This window comes from Sunxiuqinia rutila (assembly GCF_050589705.1).
Lineage (GTDB): Bacteria > Bacteroidota > Bacteroidia > Bacteroidales > Prolixibacteraceae > Sunxiuqinia > Sunxiuqinia rutila.
Genome location: NZ_JBNGOT010000020.1, coordinates 32,295 through 56,216 on the forward strand (window position 1 = coordinate 32,295; position 23,922 = coordinate 56,216).

At 44.3% G+C, this 23,922-nt stretch carries 20 protein-coding genes; 10 read left to right on the top strand and 10 right to left on the bottom strand.

Features of this window, described 5'->3' with window-relative positions; all coding sequences use genetic code 11:
- Together ACRD6K_RS18605 and ACRD6K_RS18610 are read left to right on the top strand one after the other, a co-directional pair.
- The coding region (locus ACRD6K_RS18605) for a phage tail protein (protein WP_430974469.1) at positions 1-586 on the top strand (586 nt) is incomplete at its 5' end.
- The gene (locus tag ACRD6K_RS18610) at positions 587-2,287 is read left to right on the top strand and encodes a S8 family serine peptidase (protein WP_430974470.1); all 1,701 of its coding nucleotides are present in this window, start codon (positions 587-589) and stop codon (positions 2,285-2,287) included.
- Between the two features lie 12 nt (positions 2,288-2,299).
- On the opposite strand, the gene ACRD6K_RS18615 is transcribed toward ACRD6K_RS18610, so the two are convergent.
- Complete coding sequence (locus ACRD6K_RS18615; protein ID WP_430974471.1) at positions 2,300-2,827, bottom strand: CIA30 family protein; 528 nt, start codon at positions 2,825-2,827, stop codon at positions 2,300-2,302.
- A gap of 245 nt (positions 2,828-3,072) precedes the next feature.
- Positions 3,073-3,363, bottom strand: a complete 291-nt coding sequence (locus ACRD6K_RS18620) for a hypothetical protein (RefSeq protein WP_430974472.1) — start codon at positions 3,361-3,363, stop codon at positions 3,073-3,075.
- Positions 3,364-3,404: 41 nt separating this feature from the next.
- Between ACRD6K_RS18620 and pgi the strand changes: the two genes are divergently transcribed.
- Positions 3,405-5,054 (top strand): glucose-6-phosphate isomerase, encoded by a 1,650-nt coding sequence (pgi, locus tag ACRD6K_RS18625; protein WP_430974473.1) that lies wholly within the window; start codon positions 3,405-3,407, stop codon positions 5,052-5,054.
- A gap of 58 nt (positions 5,055-5,112) precedes the next feature.
- On the opposite strand, the gene ACRD6K_RS18630 is transcribed toward pgi, so the two are convergent.
- On the bottom strand, positions 5,113-6,108 hold the full coding sequence (locus ACRD6K_RS18630) for an NAD(P)H-dependent glycerol-3-phosphate dehydrogenase (protein ID WP_299583763.1): 996 nt from the start codon (positions 6,106-6,108) through the stop codon (positions 5,113-5,115).
- Positions 6,109-6,124: 16 nt separating this feature from the next.
- Positions 6,125-7,846: a lysine--tRNA ligase gene (lysS, locus tag ACRD6K_RS18635; RefSeq protein WP_299583760.1), complete on the bottom strand. Its 1,722-nt coding sequence runs from the start codon at positions 7,844-7,846 to the stop codon at positions 6,125-6,127.
- A gap of 304 nt (positions 7,847-8,150) precedes the next feature.
- Between lysS and recJ the strand changes: the two genes are divergently transcribed.
- Both recJ and ACRD6K_RS18645 read left to right on the top strand, forming a co-directional pair.
- A complete protein-coding gene (recJ, locus tag ACRD6K_RS18640) occupies positions 8,151-9,872 on the top strand; it encodes a single-stranded-DNA-specific exonuclease RecJ (protein WP_299583757.1) in 1,722 nt (573 codons plus the stop codon).
- A gap of 27 nt (positions 9,873-9,899) precedes the next feature.
- Complete coding sequence (locus ACRD6K_RS18645; RefSeq protein WP_299583753.1) at positions 9,900-11,123, top strand: uracil-xanthine permease family protein; 1,224 nt, start codon at positions 9,900-9,902, stop codon at positions 11,121-11,123.
- A 57-nt stretch (positions 11,124-11,180) separates the two neighbouring features.
- Here the strand turns inward: ACRD6K_RS18645 and ACRD6K_RS18650 are convergent, their stop codons facing one another.
- From ACRD6K_RS18650 to purE, 5 genes are all read right to left on the bottom strand, one after another.
- Positions 11,181-11,660 carry a DUF4251 domain-containing protein gene (locus ACRD6K_RS18650; RefSeq protein ID WP_299583751.1) on the bottom strand — a complete coding sequence of 160 codons (480 nt, stop codon included), beginning with the start codon at positions 11,658-11,660 and terminating at the stop codon, positions 11,181-11,183.
- Between the two features lie 132 nt (positions 11,661-11,792).
- Entirely contained in the window at positions 11,793-12,920 is a 1,128-nt protein-coding gene (locus tag ACRD6K_RS18655) for a lysophospholipid acyltransferase family protein (protein WP_299583748.1), read from the bottom strand.
- Positions 12,921-12,966: 46 nt separating this feature from the next.
- A complete protein-coding gene (locus ACRD6K_RS18660) occupies positions 12,967-14,970 on the bottom strand; it encodes a helix-hairpin-helix domain-containing protein (RefSeq protein WP_430974474.1) in 2,004 nt (667 codons plus the stop codon).
- A complete protein-coding gene (locus ACRD6K_RS18665) occupies positions 14,967-15,782 on the bottom strand; it encodes a PorV/PorQ family protein (protein WP_430974475.1) in 816 nt (271 codons plus the stop codon). Before ACRD6K_RS18665 ends, ACRD6K_RS18660 begins: the two co-directional genes overlap by 4 nt.
- 76 nt (positions 15,783-15,858) lie before the next feature.
- Positions 15,859-16,434 carry a 5-(carboxyamino)imidazole ribonucleotide mutase gene (gene purE, locus ACRD6K_RS18670; RefSeq protein WP_430974485.1) on the bottom strand — a complete coding sequence of 192 codons (576 nt, stop codon included), beginning with the start codon at positions 16,432-16,434 and terminating at the stop codon, positions 15,859-15,861.
- A gap of 38 nt (positions 16,435-16,472) precedes the next feature.
- On the opposite strand from purE, the gene hpt reads away from it, so the two are divergent.
- From hpt to ACRD6K_RS18695, 5 genes are all read left to right on the top strand, one after another.
- The gene (gene hpt / locus ACRD6K_RS18675; RefSeq protein ID WP_299583736.1) at positions 16,473-17,012 is read left to right on the top strand and encodes a hypoxanthine phosphoribosyltransferase; all 540 of its coding nucleotides are present in this window, start codon (positions 16,473-16,475) and stop codon (positions 17,010-17,012) included.
- Positions 17,013-17,051: 39 nt separating this feature from the next.
- Positions 17,052-17,624: an adenylate kinase gene (locus ACRD6K_RS18680; protein WP_430974476.1), complete on the top strand. Its 573-nt coding sequence runs from the start codon at positions 17,052-17,054 to the stop codon at positions 17,622-17,624.
- Between the two features lie 85 nt (positions 17,625-17,709).
- Complete coding sequence (obgE, locus tag ACRD6K_RS18685; protein ID WP_430974477.1) at positions 17,710-18,702, top strand: GTPase ObgE; 993 nt, start codon at positions 17,710-17,712, stop codon at positions 18,700-18,702.
- Positions 18,699-19,394: a phosphatase PAP2 family protein gene (locus ACRD6K_RS18690; protein ID WP_430974478.1), complete on the top strand. Its 696-nt coding sequence runs from the start codon at positions 18,699-18,701 to the stop codon at positions 19,392-19,394. The genes obgE and ACRD6K_RS18690 overlap by 4 nt, the downstream gene beginning before the upstream one ends.
- A gap of 1 nt (position 19,395) precedes the next feature.
- On the top strand, positions 19,396-21,186 hold the full coding sequence (locus ACRD6K_RS18695; protein WP_430974479.1) for a MutS-related protein: 1,791 nt from the start codon (positions 19,396-19,398) through the stop codon (positions 21,184-21,186).
- A 120-nt stretch (positions 21,187-21,306) separates the two neighbouring features.
- Here ACRD6K_RS18695 and katG read toward each other — a convergent pair whose 3' ends face one another.
- Positions 21,307-23,514, bottom strand: a complete 2,208-nt coding sequence (gene katG, locus ACRD6K_RS18700; RefSeq protein ID WP_430974480.1) for a catalase/peroxidase HPI — start codon at positions 23,512-23,514, stop codon at positions 21,307-21,309.
- Positions 23,515-23,922: the final 408 nt, after the last annotated feature.

Below are 23,922 nucleotides of genomic sequence, written 5' to 3' on the forward strand. Positions count from 1 at the left end.
CCATTTTACCAATGCTGATGAAATCGACCCGGCTTATGCTGCCTCCGTGGCGGCTGATATATCTGCAGATGACACCACCCGCTGGGGAAATAGTTCTTTTCCAACAGGAGTATCTGGAAATTTACTAACTCATGATGGCAACAACTGGATCGCCAAAGATTTAGTTCTCTCCACCAGTAATACAGGGCAAGGAATACCCATTTCAATAGTTCAACCTTCTATAGCCATTAATTACATCATTGCCCTGACGGGAATTTACCCTTCGAGAAGTTTTGAGCCATTTGTCGCCCAAATCTCCATGTTTGGAGGAAATTTTGCGCCAAGAAACTGGGCGTTTTGTGATGGCCAGCTATTGGCTATTAGTTCACACACCGCTCTTTTCAGCCTGCTCGGAACAACCTACGGAGGAGATGGGCGAACCACCTTTGCCTTGCCTGATTTAAGAGGACGCACACCAGTACATGCCGGCAATGGACCTGGCTTATCGCCTCGTGCACTCGGTAGTAAGTTTGGTTCTGAGCAAACCACTTTAACAACGAATAACTTACCCTCACATAACCATACTGTTACGGTTTCTTTTGAATAAATGAATAGATTCATTCACTCTATACTATTTATCCTTATTGCTTCCAGCTCAAACGCTGGAAGCAATAAGGACTCCGTTCAAACTGCTCCGTTAAGTCATTGGGCCATTGAGCTAATGCAATCACCAAAGCTTAAAGCAAGCGGGCAACAACCAATTGTTGTGGCCGTTATTGACGATGGGTTTCTGCTCAGCCACAAAAGTCTGCAAAACTATCTTTTCACCAATGAAAAAGAGATTCCAGGCAATGGTATTGATGATGACAACAACGGATTCATTGATGACTATTGCGGATGGGATGTGTCCGACAACAATGCCAATGTGACTATTCCTCAAAAGGAATACGCAAAATATTATCATGGCACCTTTATTTCGAGTTTGATCACCCAGCTGGCAAGTGCATCTTATGAAGCATCAGGCGAAACAGTTATCAAGATTCTCCCAATAAAGGCTTTATCCGACAACGCCCAAGCAACGTACATCAAGGATGGCTATCGTGGCATTGAATATGCCATGCACATGGGAGCCGATATTATTTGTTGTGCGTGGAGTGGCGGAAGTCCCACTTCCGATGAACAGCAAATCATTAATAAAGCTTTGGCCCAAAATATACTAATCGTAGCAGCAGCCGGCAATATGTACCAGGAAAAAGTTGATCCTCCAGCCTCATTCAATGGCGTTTATGCTATAGCCGCCTTAGACACTCTGCTGCAGAAAACACAAAGGTCCAATTATGGTATAGCTGTTGACCTCTCGCTGCCAGGCCAAAAAGTAAGGGGCGCCTACCCTCTGGCTGACAATGCCTGGTTTTACGGGCAAGGGACTTCGGCAGCAACTGGATTGGCAACCGGTTGTGCTGCTATATTGAAGAGTGTGAAGCCCGAAGCAAGCCCCTGGGAGATTATGGAAGCCTTGAAAAATACAGCTACGCCTCTTGACTACCAAAACCGATCATACAGTGGAAAGCTGGGAAGCGGACTTCCGAACTTATTAACAGCTGTTGATTACTTGTTGAATCCGGACAAAAGGTCACTGTTCTTTGCACCTGAGCGACCTGAAGGAGCCATCTACCTTAATAAATCCAACAGCTCCATGGAGTGGACTATCAAACCGGAAGGAACATACCGCTCCGTGGTCATTATTCCGGATCAGCTTAATAAACAAAATGCTCAAAAGACTTTGCGAATCTCATCGCAGGACTCCGTTTACTTCAACGGAAAGATTGAAGCACTCAAAGCAGGGATTAGCATTCAGGGGAGCGAAGCCAGCATTCAGGTTCGTTCACACAAACGAAAAGACTTTCCGAATGGGTTAAAGCTCAATTATTACGTTGAAACCATTGATTCAAGCCGTTTGTTCTGCGATAGCAAAGTTTACCTGGAAGCCAATGAAGGTACCCTGTCAGACAACAGCGGCAATCAGCACTACGCCAACAATAGCACCTGCTCCTGGCAGCTCAGCGCACCGGATAGCAAACGCATTCAATTCAATTTTTCAGAATTTAACACTGAAGCCAAGGTGGATTTTGTGTGGCTGTTTGATGGTGATTATGCTCAGCCATCTAACATTATTGCCAAGTTCTCCGGAAACGATATCCCGCCACAAGTCAGCTCGCGTACCAATCGCGTGTTTATTTGGTTTGTCACTAACAATGAGGGAACTGACAATGGCTGGACACTCGAATTTAAGGGGTTGAAAGAATAGAAAGCATACGGTTTACTGTACCGTAATTTGATCTAATTCCAATTTGAAGGTTTCGTTCTTCTCATTCCCGATTAGAATAGCGATCTCCTCGATGGAGTCTCCCGCAAAGTTGGGCTCGCTTAATCGTCGTCCACGAAAAGCGGGGTACAACGACGCTAAAGGTATTTCGACAAGCTGCCATTCACCCGAAGTTTGAAAAAAGCCAACATAAGAGAAATAATCGCTTGCCTTTGCTTTAACCCGAAACTGGTACCTTTTGCCATCCCCTTTAAGTCGGATCACCACCTTTTGAAGTTCTTGAATATCGGTGCTGCCCATGCGGTAGCGAACCAAGGAAAAGCCACCGTTATTTTCAAGTGAAACACGCCCTTCAAACACCCCGTTTCCTTCGGTGTTAATGTAAAATAATCCATGTGACTGCCCACCCATGACATCATCGTTAACAACCGTCCAGTCATTTAACTCACTGGTTTTCGAAAAGTCAAAAAGCACCAAGGAATTCGTCATAGTCAAGAAAAATAGCATAATTAAATAAGGCATGATCTCTCATTTTTGGTGGATCATCTCGCTGAGTTTATACTCAAACAGAATGTCTCCTAAAGAACAAGTAGCAATGCCTGAATGTTTGAAGATCAAATAAAAGGCAACTTCTTACACAAGAAAGTCAGATTGTCAAAATGCAAAGAGGGTCTAGCTTTGATAAGCGCCCCACTCGCTTCCCGGTTATTCAATATGCAACAATTAAGTGCTATCTTCTCAACTTTGCATCACGCGTCATGAACTGACTACTGTCCCATAATCACAGGTGCTAACTCGGCTTTTACCTTCTCATAATCTGCTTCCTCCATTAAGCCCAAATCAAGTAAATCTTTAGCTTCTTTCAGTTTGGCAATGGCCCCGGCTGCTGTACGATTTCGCAGCGAAGTTTGTCTGCCAACTGGGATGCAACGCATAAAAGAATTCGTACAGTAGCCGGAACTATTTTCACCAAGAATCAGAAGTTCCTTCCTCACAACACAATCGCCAGGTAGCAGGCCGATATCTTCAATGCTTTTTTTATCTTTGCAGCCATTCATAACTGACGACTCATTTTATTTTTTACAAAAATCTACGGAATATGCTACCAAAAATAAATCCTACAACCACCAAAGCCTGGAAAGCGCTGGAAGCACACTATGCTTCGTTTAAAAACACGCAAATTAAAGACCTGTTTGCCAATGACGCTTCCCGTTTCGAAAAATATAGTTTGAAATTTGAAGATATCCTTTTGGACTACTCAAAAAACCGGCTGGATGACAAAGCTTTTTCGCTGTTATTGGAATTGGCCAAAGAATGTGGCCTGAAAGAAGCCATTGCCAGTGAATTTTCGGGCCAAAAAATCAATGTAACGGAAGATCGTGCCGTGCTTCATGTCGCTTTGCGCAACCGCAGCAATACGCCCATTATGGTTGATGGCAAAGATGTGATGCCAGAAATCAATGAGGTGCTGGAGCAAATGAAGCAGTTTTCGGAGCGTATCATTTCAGGCGACTGGAAAGGCTACACCGGCAGCCCCATTACTGACATCGTCAATATCGGCATTGGAGGTTCTGACTTGGGCCCCCTGATGGTGGTTGAGGCGCTGAAGCCCTACAAAAAGGAACATATTAACCTGCATTTTGTATCGAATGTAGATGGAACACACATTGCGGAAACATTGAAGTTGGTGAACCCGGAGACTACTTTATTTATTGTGGCCTCGAAAACTTTTACCACACAGGAAACCATGACCAATGCCAACAGTGCAAAAAGCTGGTTCCTAAAGGCGGCAAAAGATGAATCATTCGTAAAGAATCATTTTGTGGCCTTATCAACCAATGCTGAAGCGGTTGCTGCTTTCGGTATTGATACGAAAAACATGTTCCGCTTTTGGGACTGGGTTGGTGGCCGTTATTCAGTTTGGTCGGCCATTGGGTTATCGGTAGCTTGTGCGATTGGCTTCAACAACTATGTCGAGTTTCTGGAAGGTGCTCATGCGATGGATAATCATTTTAAAACGACAGAATTTGATCAGAACATGCCGGTTATCCTGGCGCTTATCGGCATTTGGTACAACAATTTCTACGGAGCCGAAACAGAAGCCATCCTGCCCTACGATCAATACATGCACCGCTTTTCGGCTTATTTTCAGCAAGGCAACATGGAAAGCAACGGAAAATATGTCGATCGAAATGGCGAAACCGTGAATTACCAAACCGGCCCAATTATCTGGGGTGAACCCGGCACCAATGGTCAGCATGCCTTTTACCAGTTGATCCACCAGGGAACCAAGTTAATTCCCTGCGACTTCCTGGCACCGGCCATTAGTCAGAACCAAATCGGAGATCATCATCCCAAGTTGCTGGCCAACTTCTTCGCCCAAACCGAAGCCATGATGGTGGGAAAATCCGAAGAACAGGTTGTTGGAGAATTGAAAGCGACCGGAAAATCAGAGGATGAAATCCAGGCTTTGAAGAACTTTAAAATCTTCCAGGGCAACATCCCAACCAACTCCATTTTGTTTAAAAAACTGACGCCGCACACGCTGGGTGCGCTGGTAGCCATGTATGAACACAAGATCTTTGTACAGGGAATCATCTGGAATATATACAGTTTCGACCAGTGGGGCGTGGAATTGGGCAAGCAACTGGCCAATAACATTCTTCCTGAGTTAACGAATGAGGAAATGATTATCAGCCATGATGCATCCACCAACGGATTGATCAATGCCTATAAGAAAATGCGATAGCATATTTCTCAAAATAATTAAAAAGAGGTATTCCTGGCGGAGTACCTCTTTTTTTCGATTATCTTAATTTATGGGTCAATTGTCGAATTTCAATAGCCGGAGGCACATTCCCATACAAAATGTTATAAACAGCCGTACAGATAGGCATCTTTACTTTATAATGTTCGTTAATCTCATAGATCGACTTGGTTGCATAATAGCCTTCAGCCACCATGTGCATTTCAATTTGCGCAGTGCGGGTGGTATATCCCTTACCAATCATCGCACCAAAGGTCCGGTTACGCGAAAATTGGGAATAGGTTGTCACCAGCAAATCGCCCAGGTAAGCCGAGCTTTTAATGTCGCGGGTAATTGGATGCACCTTATCCACAAAGCGTTTAATTTCCTGAATGGCATTAGCTACCAGTACCGCCTGAAAGTTGTCGCCATAGCGCAGCCCATGGACAATTCCAGAGGCAATCGCAATAATATTTTTCAGCACCGCAGCATATTCGGTCCCAAAGATATCATCTGACACATTTGTCCGGATGTACTCGCAGTTAAGCTTTTCAGCAAAATCGCAGGCCCTTTTCACATCGGGGCAGGCAATGGTGAGGTACGACAAGCGCTCCAGGGCCACCTCTTCGGCATGGCAAGGCCCGGTAACCACCCCCACCCGGTCAAAAGGCAACTTAAATGAATCGTGCAGGTATTGCCCGACAATCTGGTTGACCTCCGGCACAATTCCCTTGATGGCCGAAACCACAAATTTATTCCGGATATCAACAGTCAAGTCCTCCAAGGCCTTGTGAAGGAAAGCCGAAGGAATAGTCAAAACCAAAATGTCAGAGGCCTCAACAATTGCGTTTATATCATCGAAAAAGGTAATTCGGCTGGTATCAAACTCAACCCCACGTAAATAATTGGGGTTATGCTGGAACCGCTTAAACTGTTCTATATTATCGGCGCTGCGAAAATACCAGTTAATCCCATCTACATTATTCAGGAGAATCTTCGCCAAAGCTGTTGCCCAGCTTCCGCTTCCCACTATGGCTATTTTTGGTGCTGAATTCATAATTAAACAACTTTAGCTACGAAAGCCATTGCTTAACATCATCCATTGATGGATTTGTCAGCCCAAGTTTATTCTTTTTGTTATAACCACAAAGGTCGTTGAAAAATTTTCCGGCTTTGACTTCTTTCAAAGCCTCGGTTTTTTGAAAGCCTATTTTACGAACTACAGGGACCCATTCGGCTGGAACCCCCATTTCAATAAACTTTTCATCAGAGTCGGCTTCTGATTTTTTCTCCGGTTTCATTTGCGGGAAGAACAGCACATCCTGAATCGACATGTTATTGGTCATAAACATGGTCAAGCGGTCAATGCCAATTCCCATACCTGATGTTGGAGGCATCCCATATTCCAGAGAACGTAAGAAGTCCTGGTCGATAAACATCGCTTCATCATCCCCTTTCTCCGAGAGCTTCATCTGGTCTTCAAAACGTTCGCGTTGATCAATCGGGTCGTTCAACTCAGAGTAGGCATTGGCCAGCTCTTTTCCATTGACCATCAACTCAAAGCGTTCGGTCAGTTCCGGATTGTCGCGGTGCTTTTTCGTCAGCGGCGACATTTCTACCGGGTAATCGGTAATAAAGGTTGGTTGAATGTAATGGTGTTCGCACTTCTCGCCAAACAACTCATCAATCAGCTTTCCTTTCCCCATACTTGGGTCAGTCTCAATATCGAGTGCTTTGCAAATCTCGCGTAATTCTTCTTCAGTTTTACCGTCAATATCATAACCAGTATGCTCCAAAATAGCTTCGCGCATGGTTACCCTTGGGTAAGGACGTTTGAAGTCGATCAGTTTATCACCTACCTGAAGTTCTGTTTTACCATGTAAAGCCAAAGCCACACGCTCAACCATTTCTTCGGTAAAGTTCATCATCCATTTGTAGTCCTTATAAGCCACATAAATCTCCATGGCTGTAAACTCCGGATTATGAGTGCGGTCCATACCTTCGTTCCGAAAATCTTTGGCAAACTCATAAACCCCATCAAAACCACCCACAATCAGGCGTTTCAGATAAAGCTCATTGGCAATCCGAAGGTAAAGCGGAATATTTAAGCTGTTGTGGTGCGTAATAAATGGACGAGCAGCAGCTCCTCCGGGAATAGCTTGCAAAATCGGTGTTTCTACCTCCAGGTACCCGCGTTCGTTAAACATTTCACGCATGGTATTGATGATCTTTGTCCGTTTGATGAAAGTATCTTTCACCTGAGGATTCACCACCAAATCGACATAACGTTGACGATAGCGTTGTTCCGGGTCGGTAAAGGCATCATAGGTTTTGCCCTCTTTTTCTTTCACAATCGGTAGCGGACGCAGCGATTTTCCAAGCACAGTAAATTCTTTTACATGAATGGATTTTTCGCCTACCTGGGTAACAAAAGCGAAGCCTTTAACCCCAATAATGTCGCCAATATCCAACAGTTTTTTAAAGACCTCGTTGTAGAGGGTTTTATCTTCATCAGGACAAATTTCGTCCCGGTTAAAGTACATCTGAATTCGTCCGGTATCATCTTGCAGTTCGGCGAATGAAGCTTTTCCCATAATCCGTCGACTCATGATACGACCAGCCAACACAACTTCCTGATAGTTCCCCTTTTCGGGGTCAAAGTTGGCTTTTATCTCTGATGCCTTGGCATTCACAGGATACTCTTCAGCCGGATAGGGCTCTATTCCTAACTCACGTAATTTTGCCAGTGAATTTCTACGGATCACTTCCTGTTCGCTAAGCTCTGCTATACTCATGGATACGATTCTATTTGAAAGATTTCGTTAAAAATTTTGTGCAAAGATAACAAAGAAATGTTTAATCGTTGCCAAAGTCGTTTCCAAACTAAAGAGAACATAATCAACCGCTTGGGATTTCATAGTTCTGTTGATAATTTTCTAATAAGTCTAATGATTTGAATGGTTGAAATTTAGATTCAAAACCATCCCGTCTGTTAACAGAATATCAACTAATGGCTTTCTTTTTCTTTCCAGATCAAAGCGCATTGCTTATCTTTGAGCAATTAAAATCGCGCACATAAAACGAGGCAGAAGCAACAGAATGGATAAAATCTGGAACATTAAAACACAAGGTGAAGTCAATGTTATCAAACATCTATCTGCTGCCCTCAATGTGAACATGGTCATAGCCAATCTTTTGGCACAACGAGGCATTACTTCCTACGACGAAGCCAAGTCGTTTTTCCGTCCCCGCTTAACCGACCTTCATGATCCCTTTCTGATGAAAGATATGGACAAAGCTGTTGAACGGCTGGAACAAGCTATTCTTAATCAGGAGAAAGTGATGATTTATGGCGATTATGATGTTGATGGGACCACTTCTGTAGCACTAATGTACCAGTTTCTGCGCAACCGGATTAAAGAACTGGATTACTACATTCCGGACCGCTACTCGGAGGGCTACGGGATTTCGCCTCAGAGTATTGATTATGCTTCGGAACAAAAAGTCACCCTGGTAATTGTACTTGACTGCGGGATTAAAGCCGTAGAAAAAATTCAAAATGCCAAAGAACGAGGCATTGATTTTATCATCTGCGATCACCACAATCCGGATGAAGTTATTCCCAATGCCGTTGCAGTTCTCGACCCCAAACGCCCCGACTGCCCCTATCCCTACAAAGAACTTTCGGGCTGCGGTGTCGGATTCAAACTGCTTCAGGCCTACACCCAAAAAAACGATGTTCCTATTGTAGAGCTCTACGACCTACTTGACATGGTCGTGGTCAGCATCGCATCCGACATTGTTCCGGTTACCGGCGAAAACCGCGTGCTGGCCTATTACGGACTACGCAAACTGAACAACAACCCCAGTCTCGGGCTTAAAACGATCATTCAGCTTTCCGGACTTGTTGGACAAGACATTTCGGTAAGTGATATCGTTTTCAAGATTGGCCCGCGACTGAATGCGTCCGGACGGATAGAGCACGGCAAAAAATCGGTGGCAATTCTCGTGGTTACTGATGAAGAAGAAGCCATTGAGCTGGGCAACGAAATCAACTCGTACAACGAAATCCGGAAAACACTGGATCGTGACATCACCCAGGAAGCACTGGACATGATTGCCCACGACCCCAACCAGGAAGCACGAAAAGCAACGGTACTGTATAACCGTGACTGGCATAAAGGGGTGGTTGGGATTGTTGCCAGTCGCCTGACAGAACATCACTATCGCCCCACAATCATTCTGACAGAAAGCAACGGGATGGCTACCGGATCGGCCCGATCGGTGAAAGATTTTGATTTGTATGAAGCCATTGGCTCTTGCAGTGACCTGCTCGAATCCTATGGCGGGCATATGTACGCAGCCGGCTTAACCATGAAAATTGACAATATTCCTGCCTTTACCCGACGGTTTGAAGAAATTGTAGCCCGGTCGATCACCGAACAACAGCAAACTGAAATGATTGAGGTCGATGCTAAGATTCAGCTTTCAGAAATCACCCCAAAATTTTACCGGGTGCTCAAACAATTTGCGCCGTTTGGCCCGCATAATATGACACCCCTTTTTGTTACTGAAAACGTACTGGACAGTGGCACGAGTCGCTGCGTAGGCCGTCAACAGGAACACCTAAAACTGGATTTGGTGGAACCAACAGGCAATTCTTCCGTATTCCCGGCAATTGCTTTCAACCAAGCCGATCATTACGAAGCCATTAGCCAAGGCATGCCTTTTGACATTTGCTACTCCATTGCTGAAAATGAATTCCGGGGCAAAACAAACATCCAATTGTACATTCGCGACATCTCCGCAAAATTATATTAATTCAAATACAATTATTTCAAGTAGATTATGAACCTGAAAAAGAAAGAGAACCAAAATCAATTCACGGGCAGTAATATGGTTTTGGGCGTACAATTTTTGTTTGTTGCTTTTGGAGCAACCGTTCTTGTTCCACTTCTGGTAGGAATTGATCCGTCCGTTGCGCTGTTTACTGCCGGTATCGGAACCTTAATCTTTCACGTCATCACCAAAGGCATGGTCCCTGTTTATCTGGGCAGTAGTTTTGCCTTTATTGCCCCGATAATCGAAGCCACCAGACTGTATGGCTTACCCGGAACCTTTTCCGGAATCATTGCAGTAGGTGTAGTTTATACAATCGTATCAGCCATCGTTAAATGGCGTGGCATCAAACTTATTGAACGTCTCTTTCCAGCCACTGTTGTTGGACCGGTCATCATGATTATTGGTTTATCTTTGGCAAGTGCCGGCGTTGATATGGCTAAAACCCACTGGGGAATTGCAAGTATCAGCTTAGCAACGGCCATCATTGTTGTGGTTTTTACCAAAGGACTGATCAAACTCATTCCTATCTTTATTGGAATTGTTGCCGGCTACCTTTCCGGCCTGGCTTTTGGTGTCATCGACTTCACTCCCATCAAAGAAGCGGCTTGGTTCAGTCTGCCCGCATTCGTCACCCCTCAATTAAGCTGGGGAGCTATTTTGTATATGATTCCTGTTGCTGTGGCTCCTATCATCGAGCACGTGGGTGATATGTATGCTATTGGGGGTGTGGCTAATAAAAACTTCATTGAAAAACCAGGTTTGCACCGCACCCTGCTGGGCGATGGTATTGCAACCGGACTGGCCGGAATGGTTGGCGGTGTACCCAACACCACTTACTCGGAAGTTACCGGAGCAATTGCACTGACCAAAGTTACCAATCCTTTCGTATTGAGAGTTTCGGCTGTAACCGCCATCGTATTCTCCTTAATCGGTAAAATTAGTGGTATCCTAAAAACCATTCCACAAGCTGTTTTAGGCGGTATTATGCTGTTGCTATTCGGTTTGATTGCTTCAGTAGGTATCAAAACACTTATCGACTCGAAAGTTGACTTGGGAAAAATCAGAAATCAAGTGGTTGTTTCACTCGTGTTAACCGTAGGAATTGGAGGAGCAGCGATATCATGGGGTAATTTCTCTCTTGCGGGCATCGGCCTTGCTGCCGTGGTTGGCATTTTGCTTAACCTGATTTTGCCCGGTGAAGCAAAAGAAGTAAACGTTGAAAACGACTAAGATTCGTTTACAATTATATGAATTCATAAAAAAAGGCAGGTTTCAACCTGCCTTTTTTTATTCTTCCAGCCCCTCAATGATTCCGTAATAACTAACGGACTGTCGTCTGTTTGACGAGATATTCATGCTGGCATATCCACTTTCCCCAGCATGAATGTAAATTTTGTAAGTATCCTTGGTGGTATCCACCTGAATTCGAAGTTCAATCATTTTCTTCTTTTCATTCACTTCGATCTCGTAGGATTTTGCTTGCTCTTTAAACTTAATGCCTCCTTCCGTACTTCCATAGTCGGACTGATAGGCCCGTCCATAAAAGGGAAGCCAGGCTTCCACCTCAGAACTGTCAACAACCAGATCATAAGAAGATGTTAAATTTATGGTGGCACCGCTCATCGGTGTAACCGACCTGGCTGTAAACTTAAACTGCTTGCTCTCTATCAATTGCCGGATTGTTTTCTCCGTGCTTTGTGCATCCTGCGCTGACACATATCCAAATGCCAGAAAAAATGCATAAAAAAGAAAAACGAATCGTTTCATAATAAAAACCCTTTCTTTTAAAACCAGTTAGCACCTATCAAAATGAATGCCAGAGTTGTAAAAGAAAGGATCTTTAACATTTTGGACGAACCTACTCCGCCCAATAACAAAATAACAGGCTATTTCTCTTGCCTATTTTTCAGCATTTAATACGGGGTTCGCATACATTTGCATGAACAGCTCTTGCTGGCGTTTTGGGTCGCCTTCCCCGATTGTCTTTACCAAATCCTCAAGCAGTTCTGAGAATTTCTCACGCGTGGCATCATCTACTTTGTCCGCATGTTCTGTTTTGCCATTCAACAGATCGGCAGCCAGGTAGTTGTTGGGCCAAAGCTTGTAGTTCCGGTAAATGCGCAAATCAATGTAGCTGGCCAACTGCTGAATGCTCTCATTCACCGTTTCGGCTTTAGCAAACTCGTCCAGCGGAGCATCAATAGGCTTTCCAAAAGCAAAATGTACACGTCCTTTCGGGCGGGTCAATCCAAAGGCCATACTCTTCATATCATCGGCCTGTGTTTTCTCAAACCCGGAGCACTCGCGTTTATAAAGCTCCTCAACTTTTGAAATTCCACAGGGTTCACGCTCGTATGAAATGGAAAGAGGTACAATCTGTAATTCGCGGAAACCTTCAACAAAACTCTTGTCATTACTCAGGTTCAGCATTTTCAACAAGGCCTGCTGCGTTTGATCAAAACCATCTTTGGTTCTTCCTTCGCGCTGCGCAATCCATACTGACCGATTGCGTTTGGTCACTGCTTCCCGAATGTAATTGGACAGCTTTTTCGAGGCTACCAATAGCTCACGCGCCGGCAGGTTACGCTTAACCACAAAAGCCCGGTTCAGTTTTACTGCGTGGACAATCCAATCATAGATTAACAGGTTATTACCAATGGCAACTTCTGTTGTATTCATCCCTGCATTAACAATGATGTAGTTCAGAATAGCCGAATCGAGAATAATATCCCGATGATTTGAGATAAACAAATAACTCTTCGACAGATCCAATCGATCCAAACCACTCCAGCTGATTCCGCTGGTTGTTTTATCAATGATCCAGTCTTTGATGAGCGTGTACATAAAAGTCTTCTGCAGTTCCTCAACACTCTCAATTTTAGAGAGCATTTGTTTTGCAGCTTCCCGCTCCTTTTCATCGTGGAAGATAAACTGAAGTACTTGCTGGAAAACATTATCCTTCAGCAGTACGTTGATGTAGTGATTGACTTCGTGGTCATCATAAGGCCGTATATCGTCGTAGCTCATTTTCGCTCCAATCCTTTGGTTTGGCGGCAAAGATATAAAATGCAACTCAAAACTTGAATCTTAACTGAAATTTAACCTCTGTTCGCTGATTTCCATCAATCTTACTATTGCCACTACCAATGCTGTTTACACCAAGAAGCCAGCTCCTTGAAGCTTTCATCCAGGCTTCAATATTTTCACATATTTTAACTTTTCCGTTCATGTAAAAGCGAATGCCTTCCCCATAAAAAGCAGGAACGGCGAACTGGTAGAGCAAATCATTTTCGTAAGCATATATCCGCGAATCATAGTTATCTGTCTTAAAATAAGCCAATCTCAACCACCAATTGGTTGTATTCGGCTTGTTTTTGTATCCAAAATCCTGAAAGACTAACCAACCTTCCGCGTTTTGATCATGCTGATACCAAGCCCACTCCATCCGGCTTTTTAGCAAGAAACGTTCACCCACAGCTCCATTCAGCTGCACGCGAAGTTTTTGTCGTGTCTGATCCAGATTCATTTTAGTGTAGGTTCCCGAAACCTTAACAGGCTTGCACTCCCTAAAATAGCGACTGTAAATATCCCATCGGTCCGAGAGCTTATAATTCGCCTGCACCAGGTATTCTCTTCCTCGTGCCGGTGCTGCCGTGGTGTATTTTACCCATTGGTGTTGAAAAAAATCGGCATACATGCGCAAGCTAAGTTTGGCTGCTGGCCGAATCACCAGCCCCAGGTAAATCCCCTGTTCATCATTAACCTGGCTTCCTTCGGTAAAAGAGCCGGCCAGCGGTGCCTGATACTTTTTGCTGATGTTGCGATAAACCATAGCATATTCAACCGCATCTGCCGGACTGGCTTGTAGCCCATGCATGGTAGCCAATCCCCCTCCCGAAGACCAGGCAGCTTCGCCAAAGAAATAATACCGGTTCATGCCCCATTGATAGTTTAAACCAGCATTGCTCAGCTGCTTTCCTTCAAAATAGAACAAATTGTAATCAGCCGGTCTTCGTGCCAACGGCAACTCATAACGAAAATGAACCGCTGAAAACCCGATTGAAAAGCGTTCAGCCGAATACGTTAAGTTCGTTCCTGTAGTCAGTCCCTCAACAGAATTTTTATCCTCAATTTCGCTGGCAGTGCGATGCAAGCCCGATGACTGAAAAGACGTAAAAACCGCTTCCCCGTCAATACTGTCCCGATTCGCATCAAAACTCTTATACGACGCAAAAGTATGCCACGTCCAATCTCGAATTGAAAAGCGGGCAGCTGCTCCACGCAAAAAGTTATTCTCATCGGTGGAAGAATAGCTGCGAATACCCTGATTGAACTTGGCCACTTGGCTCACTTCAGCTGATTTTGAAAGCGAGAATCCCTGCCAGGCCGTCAACCCTTGTCCAAAGCGCACCAAGTAATCACCCAGAAACAACTGGTGCTTTCTTTGCCCCAAAGTAATAGTTGCAAAAGCACTGTAGTAATCAAACCCATAAGGGTTAGCCCCACTGAAAAAAGATTCACCGGCATCCTTCTCTGAGGTTAAACCGGCAGCAAGCCCCGGTGACGAAAATCGGTAACGTAAATATAACTTTTCAGGCGATCCTTCATATTTCGCGGGTTCCCGAAAGCCTTTTTGTGTTTCAACCAATCGAATGGCCCGGAGCATAAGTTCTTGTCTTGGGCCAAAGCTTGCCGGCTCATAGGCTTCCTCGCCAAACACCACAAAAACCTGCAAAAGCTGAATCAATTCCGGGTCAAATCCCTCCATTGCATTCAGTTCAAACGGCGAATAGATTGGCCCATATTCTTCCCGATATTCCAGCAGCTGATCAATTTGTAAGGTGGATAAAAAATAGAGCCGTTGAAGATCCTCCCGTCCGGCCTGATTGATATTCAGAGGATGCTCTTGCAACCATTCAAGTTCACTCCACAGTTGCTCCACATCGGCATTTTCATTTTCCTCCAGCACACTCGCCACTAGCTCCTCCAATTGAGACTGAAGATCAACGCCTGTGGTTTGAGCTCCTAAACTCCATGCCAACAACACCGCCAACAACGTTATAAGTATTCTTTTCATGGTAATTGATAGTGAATTGAAAATGAAGGCGAGTATCCTAAATACCGATGGTAGCTAAACGTCAGATCTGTCTGGATCCCTTTAAGAGAATAGCCCACTCCCATCGAAAACAACGACCATTGCGTTTCGATTCCCACACGCAACTGGAGTTGTTTTTTAAGCTGCAATTCCATGCCAGAGCTCACTCCAAGTGCCTGCTCCCCGTGCTTTTTGAGTTCGAAGGCCACCAAAAGCAGGTTGTCAAAAGTTTTGTGGGCACCCAGACGAAGTACCATGGGATAATCAAGTTCAAGATGTAAGTCCTCAATAGCCAACTCATGAGGATTAAAAACCTGAGCACCGAGCCAAAAGTCATCAGCCAGCTGATATTGCGCCCCCAAATCAGCGATTACAGTAGTCGCTCGCTGCCAGTTTTCAGGCAATTTCAAACTAAAATAATGAAACTGAACTGCCGCAGAGAAGCGGGAAGAAAGGCGTTTAGCCACCCCAAGGGAAAGTTTATCTTCATGATAGTCAGACGCTCCGAATTGGGAAAAAGAGCCCCCAAAGTTCGTTCGCCCAACAGGCAGCAGCAAAAATGCGGAGCGTGTACTCAATTCACTCAGCATAAACCGGTTCTCATACTGCGCGCCAAAAGCCATCGTTGTTTCACTGGCAAAGCCGGCAGGATTTGAGAAAACCGCAAGCGGAGACTGCAAACTCACGCTGGCATTCCCCAGAGAGCGGAACCTGGCAGGAATACGAAAGAGCTCCTGTGCGCTCCCAGTCCTGACAAGCAAAACGAATATGATAAAAACCAAAGTTCTAATCATAACAAAAGGGTGTAAATAATACACCCTTAAGCCACAAGCATCTTCAAGTTACAAAAAATATAACTTAATGCAAATACTAATTCGTTTTGAACTTGTACTTTACTTCCGATAAGTCCTGGTTGGCTTTTACAATTTTCTCTTTCAAATCGCTTTTGTATGCCACCAAACGCTCCATCAATGCGGCATCACCCAGCGCCATCATCTGGATAGCCAGAATACCTGCATTTTGAGCACCATTGATAGCCACCGTAGCTACAGGAATTCCGGGAGGCATTTGTACAATTGCCAATAAGGCATCCATACCGTCCAAACTTGCTTTAATAGGCACACCGATAACCGGTAGCGGAGTCATTGAAGCAATAACCCCCGGCAAGTGGGCAGCCATTCCTGCTCCTGCAATAATGACCTGCACTCCGCGGTCTTTCGCACTCTTTGTAAAACGCTCTACTTCTTCCGGAGTCCGGTGAGCGGATAAGGCATTTATTTCAAAAGGAATCTCGAACTCATCTAAAATTTTCGCTGCTTTCTCCATTACTTCCAAGTCCGAAGTACTTCCCATGATGATACTAACTTTCGCTTCCATCTTTTCAATTAATTTTTGTTTCTTTGTACTTTTTAATTTCAGAGCTAAAATAATTGAAAATATACAGATTTGAAACTCATCTTTCCATTAACGAAAAAAACAACCAAATGAGTAACATAAAGATCTTAGATAAGGAATTTGAATTATTCATTCCCTATGAAAAAATTCGGTCAGTAATTGAAGATATGGCCGATAAAATGAATGAAACTTTAGTAGGGAAAAATCCCTTGTTCTTGTGCATCCTCAATGGCTCATTCATGTTTGCCGCCGAAGTTTTTAAGCGCATTTCCCTGTTAGACGCTGAAATTTCATTTGTGAAATTAGCTTCTTACTCCGGAACTCAAACAACCGGTGAAGTAAAAGAGTTAATTGGTTTGAATGAGAGTTTGGAAGGAAGAACTGTCATTATTTTGGAAGATATTGTTGATTCAGGAATCACGATTGACAATACGGTCAAGCAACTTCAAGCTATGAATCCAGCAGAGATTCAGGTGGCCACCATGCTTTTAAAACCAGATGCCCTGGTAAAAGATGTCAAACTGGACTATGTGGGTATTGAAATCCCCAATGACTTTATTGTAGGTTATGGATTGGACTACGATGGACGCGGCCGTAACTTGATTGACATCTTTAAAGTGGTGGAATAACAGCAGCATACACTAAAAACCCAAAATATACACATTAGCATGTTAAATCTGATTCTATTTGGGCCTCCCGGGGCTGGAAAAGGAACCCAGGCTGAATTTCTTATTCAAAATTTTGGATTGATTCACCTGTCGACCGGTGACATTTTACGTCACGAAATTGAAACAAAAACTGAGCAAGGACTTGCCGCTAAAGCATTCATGGATAAAGGCGAGCTGGTTCCTGATCATGTTGTTATTGAAATGATTAAAAATAAGTTGGCTGCCAATCCGGATGCCAAAGGCTTTATTTTTGATGGTTTCCCTCGCACAGTGGATCAGGCAAAAGCCCTGGACGCCATGTTGGAGCAAAACCAAACGCCAATTACTGGCATGCTTAGCCTGGAAGTTGAGAAACAAGAACTGATTAACCGTCTGTTGTTCCGTGGAAAAACCTCAGGACGTTCAGATGATCAGGATGTTTCAATTATTGAAAACCGCATTTCGGTTTACAATGAAAAAACAGCTCCTATTAAAGAATACTATGAAGCCCAAGACAAACACGTTGGGATCGATGGAATGGGAACAGTAGAAGAAATTGCAGCTCGCCTGAAAACGGCTGTTGGTTCATTCTAACCAGCCATATACCATATTTATAAGACGGATGTATAGAGCACATTCGTCTTTTTTTGTTTATTTTGCACATTAACAAGATCATACCATGTCTGAAAAAAACTTTGTTGACTACGTAAAAATATTTTGCCGATCCGGAAATGGTGGTAAGGGATCGACTCACCTGCGCCGCGAGAAATTTGTCCCAAAAGGAGGGCCCGACGGAGGTGACGGAGGACGTGGCGGCCATGTACTGGTAAAAGGAAACGCGCAAATGTGGACATTGCTTCACCTGCGCTACAAAAGACATTTGTATGCCGACCATGGAGAGTCGGGCGGCGGGCACGGCAGCTTTGGAGCCAATGGTGAGGATATCATTATTGAAGTCCCTTTAGGAACAGTTGCAAAAGATGGAGAAACTGGCGAATTTCTGTTTGAAATTACCAAAGACGGTGAAACCCAATACCTGGCCAAAGGCGGACGCGGTGGTCTGGGAAACACCCATTTCAAATCGGCCACCAATCAAACGCCCCGTTATGCACAACCGGGTGAAGAAGGCGAAGAAGGCTGGAAAATTCTGGAATTAAAAATTCTGGCAGATGTTGGTTTAGTTGGTTTTCCAAGTGCCGGAAAATCAACCCTACTGTCTGTTGTTTCTGCTGCAAAACCGAAAATTGCCGACTATCCGTTTACCACTTTAGTTCCTAACTTAGGTATTGTGTCCTACCGCGACAACCAGTCGTTTGTAATGGCTGACATTCCCGGAATCATTGAAGGGGCGCACGAAGGTAAAGGGCTTGGCTTGCGTTTTCTTCGGCACATCGAACGTAACTCCATGTTGCTGTTCATGGTTCCATCCGACAGTAAGGACCACCGAAAGGAATACAACATTCTGCTTAATGAGCTTGAAAAATACAATCCCGAATTATTGGATAAAGAGCGCTATCTAGTGATCACAAAAGCTGACTTTCTAGATGAAGAGTTGCAGCAAGAAATCAGTGCTGAGCTCAGCGATATTCCACACAGCTTTATCTCCTCGGTGACCAACCAAGGCATTTTGCAACTAAAAGATAAAATCTGGCAAATTTTGAATCCCTCATGATTGCATTTATTGAAACCATAAACCAACTCGATCAATCCATCTTTTTCTTTTTCAACGGAATTCACAACCCCTTTTGGGATGTTGTAATGACCCTGTTCACCCAAACCGCAACCTGGGGTATTTTTTACTTCACCTTGCTGTTTTTTATCATTCGAAAATACCGGTTGAAAGCCGTGGTCATTCTTATTCTGCTTGCTTTGGTTATTGTCGTTAGTGATCAGTTTTCAGTGTTGATTAAAGAAACGGTTAAGCGGTTGAGACCAACCCACGATCCGGATATTCAACACCTGGTGCACAATGTATACCGCAAAGGAGGATTGTATGGTTTCTTTTCATCCCATGCCACCAATACCTTTGGGGTAGCCATGTTTACAGCCAAAATATTCAAAAATGCCCGCTACCAGGTTTTTATCTTTTTATGGGCAGGTTTGGTCAGTTATACCCGAATTTACCTGGGAGTACACTACCCTTTCGATATTTTAACCGGCATGTTGGTTGGCATCGGTATAGGTCTTCTCCTATACAAACTGTTGATGGTGATTGAAAATTATTTTTTACCATTAAAGACGCCCAAACTAGCAGAAACCAGGCTCAGCAACCAGGAAACGCTGGTTATCTTTTTGGTATTTCTAATTTTCACTTCAACTCTGCTACTGGTTACCAGCCAGCTTATGCATGCTCAATTTATTTAAAATGAATCAAGCGCTTTTTCAGGAATACTCCAAGTTTCTGGCCTATGACCAAAAACGGTTTGCTTCCATCAAAAAACAAATCAGGCAGCTGGCCTTGTTGCGATTAGCCGCCTTTGTTGTGGCAGTGCTGGCGCTTATTTATTTACCCAAAGTATCATCGTGGTTAGCATGGTCCGTTGCATTGATAAGCGTGGCTTTGTTTTTTTATTGGATCAAAGTTTTTCTGAAAAAGGAAAAAGAAAAAGTGCTCTTTGCCAACCTGATCAAAATTAACCAGCACGAATTAGCAGCCCTGGAAGAGGACTACAGTAACTTTGAAGGCGGCAGTGAATTTACGGATCCGCATCATCCCTATTCCTACGATCTGGATCTTTTTGGTCCAGGCTCCTTGTTTCAGTCTATCAACCGTACGGTAAGTCAACTGGGGAAAAAGAAACTGGCCAACAAATTAAGCGAACCCGAAACCAACCTCACACGGCTTGAGCAATTGCAGAAAGCACTGCTTGAGTTAGCCAATTATACCCGATGGCGCCAGTTTTTTGCCGCAAAAGGACATACCAAGGATAAACAGGATTTCAACTTTCTGCAGAAAATTACCGAGCAGCTTGATATAAAGAAACCGGAGCAACTCCAAAAGCTTCTGCTTTTCTTGCCCTTACTCACCTTGCTTAGCTTCGTATTGTGCCAGTTTTTGAATGTGCCTTGGGCACTTTTTGTAGCTTCGCTGTTGATTAATGGTGCTGTTCTCTACGCTTATAAAAATACAACTGAGGCTTTTTATTCCTTGTTTGGAAGCCAGGCCAAACGCTTGTCGAATTACAAAGAACTCCTGCTACTTATTGAAGAAAAGGAATTTCAGGATCCGCTTTTAAACGGGCTGAAAGATCAATTGCTGACCGGAAAGCAGAAAGCCAGTGAAGCCGTCGAAGAGCTTCAAAAACGAATGGGCGAGTTTGATTACCGCAACAATCTCCTGATTGCCTCGGTATTGAATGCCCTTTTATTGTGGGACTTACGCTGCTCGTTCAAATTGTACCAGTGGCAAATGCGTCACCGAAAAAGCATTGAGCAGTGGTTCCATGTACTGGCTGAGTTTGATGCCCTTTCGAGCCTGGCTAACCTCAACCACAACCATCCGGAATGGACCTTGCCCAAATTTGAAGAAGACAGTTTTCACCTGACGGCTAACGAACTGAAACACCCCCTGATAAAAGAGGCAAAAAATATTGGGAATGATTTTCGGATGAATGGAGCAGGACAAATCGCGATTATTACCGGTGCCAATATGGCCGGGAAAAGTACATTTCTGCGAACCATTGGAGTCAACATGATTTTAGCCATGAACGGCTGCCGGGTCAATGCTTCGTGGTTTAGCATGAAACCGATTGGGCTTTTCACCAACATGCGCACCACCGACAACCTGCAAAACGACGAATCGTACTTTTTTGCCGAATTGCAACGCCTGAAACTCATTCTGGATGAAATAAAAGCCGGAAATCCGGTGTTTGTGATTATCGATGAAATGCTGAAAGGCACCAATTCCGAAGATAAATTATCCGGTTCCATTAAACTGATTGAACAGTTAATCTCGCTTCAGGCGGTGGGACTGGTGGCTACACACGACTTAAAGCTGACCGATCTGGCTGAGAAATATCCGAAGCAGATTACCAATAAATGCTTCGAAATTCAGCTGACTGAGGAGGAACTACTGTTTGACTATAAACTGACCGATGGTGTTACCTCCACAATGAATGCCAACTTTTTAATGCGTAAAATGGGAATTATTTCTTAACCAAGCAGCCAATGCGTTATTGCTTCCAGGTTTGGGGTGGTACAAAATATAAAGCGGTGGTCAATAGCTGACCACCGCTCTTTTTTTATCCTATGGACTTCAATTTTTCTGGCCATGCCTTTAAGCCAGATCAAAACGATCAAGGTTCATCACTTTATTCCAGGCTGCTACAAAATCATTAACAAAATGCGCCTGTGCATCGGCACTACCATACACTTCTGCCAGGGCACGAAGCTCTGAGTTCGATCCAAAAACCAGGTCGGCACGTGTGCCCGTCCATTTAACTGCGCCCGAAGTCCGATCGCGTCCTTCAAAGGTTTCTTTCGAATCATCGGTTGGCATCCATGCAACCTGCATATCCAACAAGTTCACAAAAAAGTCATTGGTCAACAATCCCGGACGAGATGTAAACACCCCGTGTTTCGATTGGTCACAATTGGTATTTAAAACACGCATACCTCCAACCAAAACAGTCATCTCTGGCGCAGTTAAGTTTAGCAGCTGCGCCTTATCAACCAATAATTCTTCGGTGGCAATGGTATATTTTCTTTTTAAATAGTTGCGGAATCCATCAGCAGCAGGCTCCAAAACAGCAAACGACTCAACATCGGTCTGTTCCTGAGAGGCATCCATGCGCCCCGGCGTGAAAGGCACTTTTACCGGATTGCCAGCATCTTTAGCCGCTTTTTCAACGCCTGCACAACCGGCTAAAACAATCAGGTCGGCCAGCGAAATCTTTTTCCCTCCGGTTTGACTGCTGTTAAAATCATTTTGAATATTTTCCAGCTTTTGAAGTACTTTTTGGAGTTGAGCCGGATTGTTTACTTCCCAATCTTTTTGAGGAGCTAAACGAATACGCGCGCCATTGGCTCCACCGCGTTTGTCTGATCCGCGGAAAGTGGAAGCCGATGCCCAAGCTGTAGCAACCAATTCAGAAACCGTCAAACCAGCACCTAGCACCTGAGCTTTTAACGCTTCAACGTCCTTTTCATCCACCAGTGGATGATCCACTTCAGGGATTGGATCTTGCCAAAGCAATTCTTCGGCAGGCACTTCGGAGCCCAAATAACGTGCCCGGGGGCCCATGTCCCGATGAGTCAGCTTAAACCAGGCACGGGCAAAAGCATCCGCAAACTCCAGCGGGTTTTCATAAAACCGACGTGATATTTTCTCGTATTCAGGATCAAAGCGTAAGGAAAGATCGGTGGTTAGCATGGTTGGCACATGTTTTTTAGAAGGATCATGCGCATCAGGAATAACGTCACCGGCATTTTTGGCTCTCCATTGATGGGCACCTGCCGGACTTTTGGTTAACTCCCATTCGTAATTAAACAGGTTTTCAAAAAAATAATAGCTCCACTTGGCAGGCGTTTGTGTCCAGGTAACCTCCAGTCCACTGCTGATGGTATCACCCCCTTTGCCCGAACCATAGGTACTTTTCCATCCCAAACCTTGCTGTTCCATGCCGGCGGCTTCGGGTTCAGGACCAACATGAGCAACATCTCCTGCTCCATGCGTTTTTCCAAAGGTGTGGCCTCCGGCAATAAGTGCCACGGTCTCTTCATCATTCATAGCCATCCGGGCAAAAGTTTCGCGAATATCCTTGGCTGCAGCAAGCGGATCCGGGTTTCCATCCGGTCCTTCTGGATTGACATAAATAAGCCCCATCTGTACCGCGGCCAATGGATTATCCAGGTCCCGATCACCGGAATAACGTTTGTCACCTTCCAACCAGGTCGTTTCGTCTCCCCAATAAACATCCTCTTCCGGCTCCCAAACATCTTCACGACCTCCGGCAAATCCAAACGTTTTAAATCCCATCGACTCCAGAGCAACATTTCCGGTAAGAATCATCAGGTCGGCCCAGGAAATTTTTTGGCCATATTTCTGCTTGATAGGCCAAAGCAATCGACGGGCTTTATCAAGGTTGACATTATCGGGCCAACTGTTTAGCGGAGCAAAGCGTTGTTGTCCTCCTCCGGCTCCCCCGCGACCATCGCCTATGCGATAGGTACCGGCACTGTGCCAAGCCATACGAATGAATAAGGGGCCATAATGCCCAAAATCGGCTGGCCACCAATCCTGTGAGTCGGTCATCAGCTGGTGAAGATCTTTCTTGATCGCTTTCAGGTCCAAGCTTTTGAACTCCTCAGCATAATTGAACTTCTCCCCCATCGGATTGGATAAAGACGAATGCTGTCGCAATATATTAAGCTTGAGTTGATTGGGCCACCAATCCTGATTCTTGGTTCCTCCGGTTCCAACACTGTGCTTTCCTCTTGCTCCCGTAACGGGACACTTACTAACATTACCTGATTGTTCTTCCATAGTTTTTGAGATTTTATTGAAAATTAGATTATTTAAAATGCGAAATACTCTGCAAACTTTTCATTAACAATTGGTTCTATTGAAAAAACGCAGAAGATTCAAGAATGTTCAGAAGTTAGTTTACCTTCAAAATCAGGTTCAAATGGATGCCGAAAATTGCGAAACAATGGCTGTCCTGCTTCTGCATTCGACAGTATCTAAGCACAAAACGGTTGACCAATTTTTCAGACTATAACCCTATTATCCATCGATTACGTATGAGAGGTGTGCATAAAACCTGAATTGGCCTCAGGAAATTAAGGTATAATAAACCTATATCAACGATGAAAAAAACAGGATAATAACAATACTTTAAATTGTTTAGTACAACGATTTCATTGCGCACAAATCGCCGATATTTTTAGTTAT

Bases quoted from the DNA above. Each gene is read 5' to 3' on its own strand.
- ACRD6K_RS18610 (WP_430974470.1), top strand. From the start codon at position 587: ATGAATAGATTCATTCACTCTATACTATTTATCCTTATTGCTTCCAGC.
- ACRD6K_RS18615 (WP_430974471.1), bottom strand. From the start codon at position 2,827: ATGCCTTATTTAATTATGCTATTTTTCTTGACTATGACGAATTCCTTG.
- ACRD6K_RS18620 (WP_430974472.1), bottom strand. From the start codon at position 3,363: ATGAATGGCTGCAAAGATAAAAAAAGCATTGAAGATATCGGCCTGCTA.
- pgi (WP_430974473.1), top strand. From the start codon at position 3,405: ATGCTACCAAAAATAAATCCTACAACCACCAAAGCCTGGAAAGCGCTG.
- ACRD6K_RS18630 (WP_299583763.1), bottom strand. From the start codon at position 6,108: ATGAATTCAGCACCAAAAATAGCCATAGTGGGAAGCGGAAGCTGGGCA.
- lysS (WP_299583760.1), bottom strand. From the start codon at position 7,846: ATGAGTATAGCAGAGCTTAGCGAACAGGAAGTGATCCGTAGAAATTCA.
- recJ (WP_299583757.1), top strand. From the start codon at position 8,151: ATGGATAAAATCTGGAACATTAAAACACAAGGTGAAGTCAATGTTATC.
- ACRD6K_RS18645 (WP_299583753.1), top strand. From the start codon at position 9,900: ATGAACCTGAAAAAGAAAGAGAACCAAAATCAATTCACGGGCAGTAAT.
- ACRD6K_RS18650 (WP_299583751.1), bottom strand. From the start codon at position 11,660: ATGAAACGATTCGTTTTTCTTTTTTATGCATTTTTTCTGGCATTTGGA.
- ACRD6K_RS18655 (WP_299583748.1), bottom strand. From the start codon at position 12,920: ATGAGCTACGACGATATACGGCCTTATGATGACCACGAAGTCAATCAC.
- ACRD6K_RS18660 (WP_430974474.1), bottom strand. From the start codon at position 14,970: ATGAAAAGAATACTTATAACGTTGTTGGCGGTGTTGTTGGCATGGAGT.
- ACRD6K_RS18665 (WP_430974475.1), bottom strand. From the start codon at position 15,782: ATGATTAGAACTTTGGTTTTTATCATATTCGTTTTGCTTGTCAGGACT.
- hpt (WP_299583736.1), top strand. From the start codon at position 16,473: ATGAGTAACATAAAGATCTTAGATAAGGAATTTGAATTATTCATTCCC.
- ACRD6K_RS18680 (WP_430974476.1), top strand. From the start codon at position 17,052: ATGTTAAATCTGATTCTATTTGGGCCTCCCGGGGCTGGAAAAGGAACC.
- obgE (WP_430974477.1), top strand. From the start codon at position 17,710: ATGTCTGAAAAAAACTTTGTTGACTACGTAAAAATATTTTGCCGATCC.
- ACRD6K_RS18690 (WP_430974478.1), top strand. From the start codon at position 18,699: ATGATTGCATTTATTGAAACCATAAACCAACTCGATCAATCCATCTTT.
- ACRD6K_RS18695 (WP_430974479.1), top strand. From the start codon at position 19,396: ATGAATCAAGCGCTTTTTCAGGAATACTCCAAGTTTCTGGCCTATGAC.
- katG (WP_430974480.1), bottom strand. From the start codon at position 23,514: ATGGAAGAACAATCAGGTAATGTTAGTAAGTGTCCCGTTACGGGAGCA.